This is a genomic window from Paeniglutamicibacter sp., from assembly GCF_046714615.1.
Lineage (GTDB): Bacteria > Actinomycetota > Actinomycetes > Actinomycetales > Micrococcaceae > Paeniglutamicibacter.
This window is the reverse complement of the sequence record NZ_JBKKAP010000175.1, coordinates 1-11,443: the sequence shown is the minus strand read 5'-3', so window position 1 is coordinate 11,443 and position 11,443 is coordinate 1. Positions and strand designations below refer to the sequence as shown.

Annotated in this window: 10 protein-coding genes; 9 read left to right on the top strand and 1 reads right to left on the bottom strand. The window is 63.1% G+C overall.

Features of this window, described 5'->3' with window-relative positions; translation table 11 throughout:
* Positions 1–167 precede the first annotated feature (167 nt).
* The 6 genes from ACLQ7E_RS20465 to ACLQ7E_RS20440 all read left to right on the top strand — a co-directional run bounded on the left by ACLQ7E_RS20465 (position 168) and on the right by ACLQ7E_RS20440 (position 6,907).
* Positions 168–1,700, top strand: coding sequence for an acyl-CoA synthetase (locus ACLQ7E_RS20465; RefSeq protein WP_411734419.1), 1,533 nt, complete (start codon positions 168–170; stop codon positions 1,698–1,700).
* Between the two features lie 626 nt (positions 1,701–2,326).
* Positions 2,327–3,325, top strand: a complete 999-nt coding sequence (locus tag ACLQ7E_RS20460) for an ABC transporter substrate-binding protein (protein WP_411734418.1) — start codon at positions 2,327–2,329, stop codon at positions 3,323–3,325.
* A gap of 139 nt (positions 3,326–3,464) precedes the next feature.
* The gene (locus ACLQ7E_RS20455; RefSeq protein WP_411734417.1) at positions 3,465–4,445 is read left to right on the top strand and encodes an ABC transporter substrate-binding protein; all 981 of its coding nucleotides are present in this window, start codon (positions 3,465–3,467) and stop codon (positions 4,443–4,445) included.
* Complete coding sequence (locus ACLQ7E_RS20450) at positions 4,445–5,284, top strand: ABC transporter permease (protein ID WP_411734420.1); 840 nt, start codon at positions 4,445–4,447, stop codon at positions 5,282–5,284. Before ACLQ7E_RS20455 ends, ACLQ7E_RS20450 begins: the two co-directional genes overlap by 1 nt.
* Positions 5,281–6,054, top strand: a complete 774-nt coding sequence (locus ACLQ7E_RS20445) for an ABC transporter permease (protein ID WP_411734416.1) — start codon at positions 5,281–5,283, stop codon at positions 6,052–6,054. The genes ACLQ7E_RS20450 and ACLQ7E_RS20445 overlap by 4 nt, the downstream gene beginning before the upstream one ends.
* Positions 6,044–6,907 (top strand): ABC transporter ATP-binding protein, encoded by an 864-nt coding sequence (locus ACLQ7E_RS20440; protein ID WP_411734415.1) that lies wholly within the window; start codon positions 6,044–6,046, stop codon positions 6,905–6,907. Before ACLQ7E_RS20445 ends, ACLQ7E_RS20440 begins: the two co-directional genes overlap by 11 nt.
* A gap of 120 nt (positions 6,908–7,027) precedes the next feature.
* On the opposite strand, the gene ACLQ7E_RS20435 is transcribed toward ACLQ7E_RS20440, so the two are convergent.
* Positions 7,028–7,609: a PadR family transcriptional regulator gene (locus ACLQ7E_RS20435; protein WP_411734414.1), complete on the bottom strand. Its 582-nt coding sequence runs from the start codon at positions 7,607–7,609 to the stop codon at positions 7,028–7,030.
* Between the two features lie 113 nt (positions 7,610–7,722).
* Here ACLQ7E_RS20435 and ACLQ7E_RS20430 point away from each other — a divergent pair, with 113 nt between their 5' ends.
* The 3 genes from ACLQ7E_RS20430 to ACLQ7E_RS20420 all read left to right on the top strand — a co-directional run bounded on the left by ACLQ7E_RS20430 (position 7,723) and on the right by ACLQ7E_RS20420 (position 11,326).
* Entirely contained in the window at positions 7,723–8,817 is a 1,095-nt protein-coding gene (locus ACLQ7E_RS20430) for a Rieske 2Fe-2S domain-containing protein (RefSeq protein ID WP_411734413.1), read from the top strand.
* Between the two features lie 42 nt (positions 8,818–8,859).
* Complete coding sequence (locus ACLQ7E_RS20425; RefSeq protein ID WP_411734412.1) at positions 8,860–9,870, top strand: PDR/VanB family oxidoreductase; 1,011 nt, start codon at positions 8,860–8,862, stop codon at positions 9,868–9,870.
* A 91-nt stretch (positions 9,871–9,961) separates the two neighbouring features.
* Positions 9,962–11,326, top strand: a complete 1,365-nt coding sequence (locus ACLQ7E_RS20420) for an MFS transporter (RefSeq protein WP_411734411.1) — start codon at positions 9,962–9,964, stop codon at positions 11,324–11,326.
* The last annotated feature ends 117 nt before the right edge of the window (positions 11,327–11,443 follow it).

The window sequence follows — 11,443 nt, the reverse complement described above, 5'->3', positions numbered from 1 at the left end:
CCCCACCCAAATACCGGGGCCCCGTAAACCGCATCGCGGGGGGCCGCCGCGCCAAACCCCCCACCGCCCCACGGCATTGCATACAGTGCATTTAAACGGGCACATCATCAACTTGAATAAACCTGGGCTGTACCATCGGGAAGCGGTGGATGGAAGGAGAAGCACGCATGTTGAATCAAGGACTGGGAAGCTGGATCCACAGACGCCGAATCAAATCCCATGGGCGCGTCGCACTTATCAACGGTGCGCAATCCGTGAGTTACGAGCAGCTGGCCGAGCGGATCGATCGGCTGGCCAATGCCCTCGGAGATGCAGGGATCAAGCCGGGCGACCGAGTCGCCTATCTGGGGAACAACCACCCCGCGTTCCTTGAGACTCTCTTTGCCTGCGGCAGCATCGGGGCGATCTTCGTTCCCATCAACACCCGACTTGCACCGGGTGAGGTGGCCTTCGCGCTGGAAGACTCCGGAACGAGTCTGCTCATCAATGCCAGGCAGTCCGAAGGGCTTGCCGTGGCGGCGATCGAAAAGACACCAGTCTCCGCTCGGTGGGTGGTCGAAGACGAAGCCGCAACGGTGGGGACCTATGAGACCGCGATCCGCCAGGCCACCGCAGACCACCAGGAGCTCTCAGTTGGCCTTGATGACGCGGCCATCATCCTCTATACCTCCGGGACCACCGGAAACCCGAAGGGCGCCATCCTGACCCATGGCAACCTCACCTGGAATTCGTTGAACGTGCTGGTTGACTACGACGTCACCAGCGCCCAGGTCGCCTTGATGATTGCACCGATGTTCCACGTCGCGTCGCTGGGCATGGGGGCACTGCCAACCCTGCTCAAGGGCGGCACGCTGGTGCTCCAGGACCGGTTCGAGCCCGCGGGAGTACTGGCCGCCATCGAACAATACGGTGTCACGGCGCTTTCGGGTGTGCCCACCACCTACCAAATGCTCGCCGAGCACCCGAACTGGGAGGCAACCGATATTTCCTCGATACGGATGCTCACCTGTGGAGGGTCGGCGGTCCCCGCGCGGGTCATGGACGCCTACGAACAACGCGGACTCTCCTTCTCCGGCGGCTACGGCATGACCGAAACCTCCCCGGGGGCGACTTCCCTGCAACCCGAGTACTCGCGGGAGAAGGCTGGCTCGGCCGGACTGCCCCATTTCTTTACCGGAATCCGCATCGTCGACGCGGGCGGGGAAGACGTGCCGGCAAACGACGTCGGGGAGATCCTGATCCAAGGTCCGAACGTCATCCCGGGATACTGGGAGCGGCAGGACGCCACGGCCGGGTCCTTCCAGGACGGGGACTGGTTCAAGTCAGGTGACATCGGGTACGTGGATGACCAGGGTTTCCTCTACATTGCCGACCGGCTCAAGGACATGATCATTTCGGGCGGGGAAAACATCTACCCGGCACAGGTGGAACAAGCGATCATGGAACTGCCCGCCGTGGCCTCGGTAGCCGTGATTGGCGTACCCGACGACAAATGGGGCGAGGCCGTCCATGCGGTGATCGTGCCAACTTCTGGACAGCGCATCACCCGGGATGACATCGCTGCCCACTTGGATGGAAAGTTGGCTCGCTACAAGATCCCGCGAACCATTGAAGTCGTGGATGACTTGCCACGCACCGCTAGCGGAAAGATCCGCAAGACCGACCTGCGCGAGAACCACCGCAAGGGTGCCTTGGCATAGCCCTGGGTATTTGGCATCCAGCGGTAGACCACGAGATTGTGGAAGAAGCGGGAGCCCAAGGACCAGGAACCGAGTCTGCTGTGTAATCGAGCCTCCGGACCGCAAATTGGCGGACGCCACCGTAAAGACAACGGTTGCGTCCGCCAATTTGCGCATCGGAGACCTACCGGCTCAGGCTACTTTGCGAATGCCCTGCAAGTGGTGCTGACACCTCTGACCACGGGGTAGCTCGCGGTGAACTTTCGTTGCCAACAGCTGGGCATCCTTGACCATGCCACCGCCGGATGGGCAGGGGAGTGCATTCCGGAATAAGTGAAGTGGACAGGCATTGCCCTCCTTTGCCGAATTCCGCGGCTCCGAGCGGGTGTCATGGTTTCGACGGCTTTCGTGTACCCGGCGATCCGTGAATGGAACGCGGGTTCGCATCGGCTTCCATGGTGTTGCCGTAGGAGATGGGCCGACCGCTCTCGCACGTGACGTCATGATCAAGGGTTTCAAACGCACATAATGTACAACTATTGATTTTTTCAATGATTGTGCTTAGAGTGTGTTGTGTGGCAGGGGTCACAGAATTTGGGGTTGGGGCAAGGAAGCTCTGGGCCATCGATTTTCAACAAGGAGAATTCATGAAGAAGCGTCTGTCAACGATCATCGCAGGGGCATCTATTGCGGCATTCGCGCTGACCGGCTGCGGTCAGGGATCGCCTTCCGGCTCGGCCGCTGCCGAGACAAGCGCTGCCGCTTCCTCCGGAGCCGGCACCTTGACCAAGATCACCGTTGGTGGCCTGCCTATTGCTCCGACCGTTGCGGTGCAGTACGGCCTCGACAAGGGCATCTTTGAAAAGCACGGCTTGGATTTGGAGTTGAGCACCGGCTCCGCCGGGGCAGCAATGCTCCCGGCGGTCTCCACGGGGGACTTGAACTTCGCGATTGGAAACCCGCTCTCGGTGCTCACCGCCGTGGACAAGGGACTGGACATGAAGATCGTCTCCGGATTCTCGGGCTCCAACGCCACGGGCGATGACATCAATGGAGTGGTCGTGCGCGCCGATTCTGGCCTCAACACCTTTGGCGACCTGGCCGGCAAGACCACCTCCGTGAACGCGCTCAAGACCCAAGGTGATTTGACCATTCTTGAATCTGCGGCCATCGACGGAGGCAACGCGGACGACTTGAAGTTCAGCGAGATGCCGTTCCCCGATATGGAAGCCCAGCTCGATCGCGGGAACATGGATGCCATCTGGCTGCCCGAACCGTTCCTGTCCAAGGCCCTGGCCAACTCGGACAATAAACTGCTTGGTTACCCAAACCAGAAGGCCATTCCCGGACTGCCGACCATGGTGACCTTTACCAGTGGAAAGTTTGCCCAGGAGAATCCCGAAATCGTTGCAGATTTCAAGGAAGCCATGACCGAAACCCTCGCCGAGGCCCAAGCCGACCAGGCAGGAGCCAAGGCCTTGCTCCCGACATTCATGAAGATGGATATTGCGGTCGCCGAGAAGTTGAAGATGGAACCTTGGGACGGAGCCGTGCCGACCGACCAGCTGAACAAGCTTGCCGAACTCGCCGCAAAGCGTGCCTTCCTGTCCAAGGCACCGGACGTCGCTGCCTTGACGGTCAAGTAATTCCCCTCTGAGGAATTGGCCGGTGTGCGTATGGAAGATATCCGGCGCACCGGAGCCTCACGCTCGGCCCAACTGCTACTCGCACCAACCGGGCAGGACCGCGCCTGCCCCCCCACACCATCGAAGGATGATGAAAATCATGAACAATAAACTCACACTCGCAGTGGCCGCATTGGGAATCCTGGCATTGAGTGCCTGCGGCTCGGGCTCACCCAGCGGCGGAGCGGCTGACACGTCCGCCGCGGCCAGCGGTGCAGCACTTGAAAAGGTCACGGTCGGTGTCATCCCGATCGTGGACACCGCGCCGATCTTCTTGGGGGATTCAAAGGGATTCTTCGCCGACGAGGGGCTGGACCTGGACATCCAGACGGCTACCGGTGGTTCGGCTATTGTGCCCGGGATTCAGTCCGGAAGCTACGACTTTGCCTTCTCCAACTTCGTCTCGCTCATGGTGGCCAACGACAAGGGCCTGAGCATGAAAGTCGTCGCCAACGGCGTCACCACCTCCGGGAACAAGGATGGGGACTTCGGTGCCGTGGTGGTCAAGAAGGATTCACCGATCAAGACACCCAAGGACCTGGCCGGCAAGAAGGTCTCGGTCAACAACCTCTCCAACATCGGGGACATCACTGTTTCCCAGGTCGTCAAGGACGGCGGTGGGGACCCGAGCACCGTCGACTTCGTTGAGGTTCCGTTCCCGGATGCCCCGGCGGCCCTGGAAAACGGAATCGTGGATGCTGCCTGGATCCTTGACCCCTTCCTGGTTCAGGCCAAGGGCGACGGTGCGCGGGTCGTGAGCAACAACTTCGCCGACTTCGATCCCGAGCTGGATGTCGCCGGCTACTTCGCCTCATCGGCCAAGGTCGCCTCCGAACCCGAACAGACAGCCAAATTCCAGCGCGCCATGAACAAGTCGCTGGAATACGCCCAGGACAACCCGCAGGAAGTCCGTGACATCGTGGGCACCTACACCAAGATCGACGAGGAAACCCGTGGCAAGCTCGTGCTGCCGCGCTACCGCGTGGATATCAATAAGGAAGCCGCGCAGAAGCTCGGCGACGCAGCCCAGGAGTTCGGCGCCATCACCAAGCCCGTTGATCTGGAAGCCTTGTTGCCGTGATGACGCAGGTAGCCGAACCAGTCACTCGTGCTTCGGTGAAGGCCAAGGCCGGGCGTTCGGCATCCAAGGGGTTGCCGAAGTGGGCGTTGGGCCTGATCGGCATCCTGGTGTTCCTGGGTTTGTGGGAGTTGATGCCGGCCCTGGGCGTGGTGCAGGCACGGTATTTGCCTCCCGCCTCCGAGGTCATCGCGGCCCTGGCCACGGATCTGGGTTTGACGGCGTTCTGGGTGGCCGTGGGTGACACCATGCTCGCCTGGGCCATCGGCCTGGCGATCGCCGTGGCCGCGGCACTGGTGTTGGGCCTGGTCATCGGGATGTCACCGTTCCTGCGCCGCTTCACGAACTCGACCATCGAGTTCCTGCGCCCGATCCCATCGGTCGCGTTGATTCCGCTGGCGGTGCTGCTCTTTGGCATCAAGATCGAATCCTCGCTGCTGCTGATCGTCTACGCCTGCTTCTGGCAGGTGCTGATCCAGGTGCTCTACGGGGTGGCGGACGTGGACAACGTGGCGATGCAGACGGCCCGCTCCTACGGGTTCTCCTATGCGCAGCGGGTGCGGGACGTCGTGTTCCCCACGATGCTGCCGTACCTGATGACAGGTATCCGGTTGGCCGCCTCGGTGGCGCTGATCCTGGCGATCACCGCGGAACTGCTCATTGGTTCCCCGGGGTTGGGCAAGGAGATTGCCCTCGCCCAGTCCGGCGGCGCCATTTCCGGGATGTACGCGTTGATCCTGGCGACCGGGTTCCTCGGTGTCGGTATCAACGCGGTGACGCGTGTGGTGGAGAAGCGGGTCCTGTCCTGGCACCCGTCCGTTCGTGGGGAGGCCACGGTATGAAAACGCTGAAATCTTGTGGCTACCTGCTGGGGTTGCCGGTCATCCTGTTGGCCTGGTGGTGGCTGGCCACCTCGGGCGCCCCGAACTTCTTCATTCCCACGCCCGCCAAGCTGCTGACGACGTTCGTCGAGACCTGGTTCGGGGAACGACTGCTCACCGACGTGTTGCCGAGCATCATGCGCCTGGTGATCGGCGTGCTGGCAGCCATCGTGCTGGGCATCGTGCTGGGACTGGCCGTGGGTCTGAACCGCACCATGCGCGCGGTGACCGAGCCCGTCTTCGAGTTCTTCCGGGCCCTGCCGCCGCCGGTCTTGGTGCCGGTGTTGATGCTGCTGGTGGGCATCAACGACGGGATGAAGATCGCTGTCATCATTTCCGGTTGCATCTGGCCGGTGCTGCTGAACACCATCGAGGGCGTGCGTTCCATCGATCCGGTGCAGAACGAGACTTCCCGTTCCTACGGCATCACCGGGTTCTCCCGGATCCGATACCAGATCCTGCCCTCGGCAACCCCGACCATCATGGCCGGGGTCCGCCAGGCGCTGTCCATCGGGTTGATCCTGATGGTCATCTCCGAAATGTTTGCCTCGTCCTCCGGACTGGGCTTCACCATCGTGCAGTTCCAGCGTTCCTTCGCGGTCCCCGAAATGTGGTCCGGCATCGTGGTCCTGGGCCTGATCGGCGTCGTCCTGTCCTTTATCTTCCAATGGGTCCAACGGCGCGTGCTGCGCTGGTACCACGGCCTGAAAGAGGTTGAAAATGCTGTCTAACAACCCCACGTCCCACAAAGGCGGGCGTACCCTGCCCGAGGGCGAGGCGCTGCTCTCGGTGCGGAACCTGAAAAAGGTCTATCACACGGATGCCGGGGACATCGAGGCGGTCCGCAACCTGACCTTCGACCTGGGCCGCGGCGAGCTGGTGTGCCTGGTCGGACCCTCGGGCTCGGGCAAGACGACACTGCTCAAGTGCATCGCCGGGCTTTTGGGCTCCACCGAGGGCGAGGTGCGCCTGGACGGGCAGAAGATCACCGGGCCGCCGAAGAAGATGGCGGTCGTGTTCCAGGAATACGGGCGCTCCCTGTTCCCGTGGCTGCGGGTGGCCGAGAACGTCGAGCTGCCGTTGAAGAATGCGGGCGTTCCCAAGGAGGAGCGCAAGCGCCTGGTGGCCGATGCGCTGGAGGCCGTGGGCCTGGCACATGTTCCCAAGTCCTACCCGTGGCAGCTTTCGGGCGGCATGCAGCAGCGCGTGGCGATCGCCCGCGCCGTGGCGTACCAGCCCGAGGTGCTGCTGATGGACGAGCCGTTTGCCGCGGTCGACGCACAGACCCGCGCGGACCTTGAGGACCTGATCCGCAGCGTCTGGAAGAAGCTCGGCGTCACCGTCCTGTTCGTCACCCACGACATCGACGAATCCATCTACCTGGGGGAGCGGGTGATCATCCTGTCCTCCTCTCCGACGATCGTGCAGGAAGACATCGTGATCGACCTTCCGGCCGAACGCGACCAGCTCGAGACCCGCTCGTTGCCGCGATTCACCGAGTTGCGTCACCACGTCTACGCGGAGATCCAGAAGGCGAAGCAGGGCCACCGCCCCGAGGAAGCCATCACCATGGTCGCCAAATAGCAAGAGGCTAAGATCCCTGCTGGACACTGCTTGTTCGCCAGCCTCACGTGAGTGGGGTTGGCGAACGGGCGGTGTCTTTTGTCTTAACCGCGAAGAACGCTCGGGCCGCCGAAACCGACGTCAGCCGTTGAGCCGATCGACGAGCTTAAGTCCGCGCTTGGCCCAGGCGATTTCGGCCTCGGCCCGGGACATGAGTCCCTCATAGGTGAAGAGCTTGTAGGCGCGGGTCTTTTCTTGGTCGGCCTCTGAGGTGTGGGCCAGGCGGCGATTGAGCATGGTGCTGGTGCCGTCCTCGATTTCCCGCACCGTCTCCCGCCATTGATCGAGCAGGCCGGCGTGGTGCTCGATGTGTGCCCGCAGCTGTTCGCGGGCGGCTTCGGGTTCGGCCCATTCCAGGTAGGCGGCCTTCAGGTGGGCGGGATCGCGGGTGCGCGCATATTCCAGCGGGGTGTTCATCCAGGACCTAAACGCCTCCCGGCCAGCGGCAGTGACGTGATACTGGCGCTTCGTGCCGCGAGGCCCCCAGGGGATGTCCTCGCCCTCGAGCAACCCGTCGGCTTCCATGCGCTTGAGTGCTGGATAGATCTGCGAATCGGGGGCATGCCAGACATGGCCGACCGAGGACTCGAATTGCTTGTGCAGGTCGTATCCGGTCATGGGCTCGACGACGAGCAGGGCGAGCAGTGCGTTGGGAAGACTCATAACAACTTTCCGATACCTGGGTGTTGCAAATCACTATATCGGTAGTTAGTCTATGGGAAGCGAAACTAACTATCTCGATAGGTAGTCATCTGCCGCATCGAAAGGAAATCCCCATGACCGTCGTCTCCGCCACCAGCTCCACCACCAACAAGGTCCTGCCCCACCCGCTGAATGCCTGGTACGTGGCCGGCTGGGATCACGAGGTCACCCGCAAGCCGATGTCCCGCCGCATTGCCAACCGCCCGGTGGCTCTCTACCGCGCCGAGGACGGCAAGGTCGTGGCGCTGGCCGATGCCTGCTGGCACCGTCTGGCCCCGCTGTCGAAGGGCAAGACCGTGGGCAAGGACGGGATCCAGTGCCCGTACCACGGCATCGTCTACAACTCCGCCGGCCGCTGCGTCTCCATGCCCGCCCAGGAAACCATCAATCCCTCGGCCACCGTCCCTTCCTTCCCTATCGTGGAGCGCTACCGCTACGTGTGGATCTGGATGGGCGATCCTACGATGGCCGACCCGGACCTGGTCCCTGACATGCACCAAATGACTTCCGACGAATGGGCGGGCGACGGGCTGACCATCCATGCGGCCTGCAACTACCAGCTGGTGCTGGACAACCTCATGGACCTGACCCACGAGGAGTTCGTCCACTCCTCCACGATCGGCCAGGAAGAGCTCAGCGAGTCCGACTTCGTCACGGTCCGTGAGGGCAACAAGGTGACCGTCACGCGCTGGATGCACAACATCGATGCCCCGCCGTTCTGGCTGAAGAACATGCGCGACAAGTTCCCCGGATTCGAGGGCAAGGTCGACCGCTGGCAGATCATCAACTTCGAGGCACCCTCCACCATCAGCATCGACGTGGGGGTGGCCAAGGCCGGCACCGGCGCGCCCGAGGGCGACCGCAGCCAGGGCGTCAACGGCTTCGTCATGAACACCATCACCCCGGAGACCGACCGGTCCTCCCACTACTTCTGGGCCTTCATGCGCAACTACTGCCTGGACAGCCAGCTGATCACCACCCAGCTGCGCGACGGCGTGCACGGGGTCTTCGGCGAGGACGAGGAAATGCTCATGGCCCAGCAGGCAGCCATCGACGCGAACCCCGACTACGAGTTCTACAACCTGAATATCGACGCCGGCGGCATGTGGGTGCGCCGCATCCTCGAATCCATGCTGGCAGCCGAAGGGCGCCTGGTCGCCTCCGCCTAACGGCGCGACAGACCTGACACGGACGGAAAACGGACAAAAACCATGGCTGCAACAAACATCGAAACCTGGCAATCGGCAACCGTCATCGAGACCATTCCCGTGGCCGACGGCATCGCACGCATCGTGCTCGAGCCCTCCCTGCCGATCAAGGCCGAACCGGGATCGCACATTGACCTCATGGTCGAGATCAACGGGGAGCCGACCAAGCGCTCCTACTCGGTGGTCGAATGCGCCGCTGACGGAACCAGGCTGGTGATCAGCGTGATGAAGGCACCGCTTTCGCGCGGCGGCTCGATCTTCATGCACGGGCTCGTGGCGGGACAGCGGCTGGAAATCACCCAGCCCCTGCAGAACTTCCCGCTCCGGGTCGGCGCGCAGCGCTACATCCTGCTCGCCGGCGGCATTGGCATCACCGCCATCGCCAACATGGCCGCGGTGCTCAAGCGGCTGAAGACCGACTACACGCTGGTGTATGTCGGACGCAGCCGCGGCGCGATGGCCTACCTGGGGGAGCTGGCCGAACTGCACGGAGACCGGCTTCAGGTCCACGTCGATGACGAGGGAAGCTCGCTCAAGGTCCCCGAGATGGTGGGGCGTGCGGATGCCGGCACCGAGCTGTACATGTGCGGGCCCATCCGCCTGATGGATGCGGTGCGCCGCACCTGGGTCGAGCGCGAACTGGACCTGCCCAACCTGCGCTACGAGACCTTCGGGAACAGCGGCTGGTACGACCCCGAGGAATTCATCGTCAGGATCCCCAAGCTCGACCTCGAGGTCAAGGTCCCGCAGGGTCGATCCATGCTCGAGGCCCTCGAGGACGCCGGGGCGGAGATGATGTTCGACTGCCGCAAGGGCGAATGCGGACTTTGCGAGGTGCGCATCGTTGAGCTCTCCGGGACCATCGACCACCGCGACGTGTTCTACTCCGAGCGCCAGCAACGGCTCTCCACCAAGATGAACTGCTGCGTCTCGCGCGCCGTCACCTCCGCCACCGGCGCCCGGTCCGACGCCGCCCACGCCGGCCCTGCAATCATCACCATCGAACCGAACTAGACACCGCCCCGAGCGACGCTTCGCCTCCAAGGCTCCCATCCGAAGCCTGGGAGGGCGATTTGTCGTGCCCAAAACACGGAAGAAAACCACCATGAACATCAGAGAACGCATCGACGCCTCGCCCATGTCACCCTTCCAATGGGTGGTCGTTGGCGTCTGCACCTTCCTCAACGCCCTCGACGGATTCGACGTGTTGGCCATGGCCTTCACCGCCAACCGCGTATCCACCGAGTTCGGGCTCAGCGGCTCCCAACTCGGCGTGCTGCTCAGCGCCGGGCTCCTGGGCATGGCTGCAGGTTCCCTGTTCCTCGCACCCTTCGCCGATGTCCTCGGACGCCGCCCGATGTTGCTGTTCACCACCGGGCTGGCCGCTGCAGGCATGTTCCTTTCCTCCACCTCACACTCGGTGACCGAGCTGGGGTTGTGGCGAGTGGTCACCGGCCTGGGCGTCGGCGGCATCCTGGCCTGCACCAACGTCATCACCAGTGAATACTCCAACAAGCGCTGGCGCGGCATGGCTGTGAGCATCTACACCGCCGGTTACGGCGTGGGTGCGACGCTGGGCGGCATGGCCGCGGTGTCGCTGCAGGCCACCTATGGCTGGCGTGCGGTCTTCGTCTTTGGCGGCATCACCACCACCGTCGCCTTCCTCCTGCTGCTGGCGGTCGTGCCCGAATCCGTGGATTTCCTGGTCACCAAGCGGCCGCCGCATGCCGAGAAGCGGCTCGCGGCCCTGGCGGCCAGGCTTCGCCTGGGAGGCGACACCGTGCTGCTTCCCGAGCTCGACGGCCGCACTTCGAGCCGGGAGGTGAAGGGCCAGCAGCTGACGGCCCTGTTCGCCCCTGCCAACCGTCGTGCCACAGTGCTGATTTGGGTGGCCTTCTTCGCCACCATGTTCGGCTTCTACTTCGTCAACAGCTGGACTCCGAAGTTGCTCGTGACTTCGGGCATGACCGAAAGCCAGGGTGTGGTCGGCGGGCTCATGCTCACACTGGGCGGCACCTTCGGATCGTTGCTCTTTGGCGCGCTGACCACCAAGTGGCAAGCGCGCAAGGTGCTGCTGGTCTTCACGGTGCTCTCCTCGATCACCATGGTGGTCTTCATTTCGGCGGTGGGCATCCTGGCCCTCGCGTTTGCCATGGGGATCGTCGTGGGCATGCTCATCAACGGCTGCATCGCCGGCCTGTACACGTTGGCACCCGCCTCCTATGCCCCGCAAACCCGCGGCACCGGTGTCGGTTGGGCCATCGGCATCGGGCGCTTCGGTGCAATCCTCGCCCCGCTGGCCGCCGGCGCGCTGCTGGATGCGGCCTGGACCGCCGGCCAGCTGTACCTGGGTGTCGGCATCGTGGTGCTGGTGGCTGCCGCCGCCGTCGCGTTCATGCGTTCGCCGAAGTCAGATGAATCGGGTGTTGCGGCTGAGGTCGTCGTTTTCGAGAGTGTCGATGGCCGCTAAACAGTGAGCGGTTCCCTGCTCCACGGCCCTGATGCCGTTTTGCGGGAAATCGATGGGCGCCGTACAAGTGAATCGGCGATGCCCAGGACGACCCACTTTCGGCGGGTCGTCCCGGGC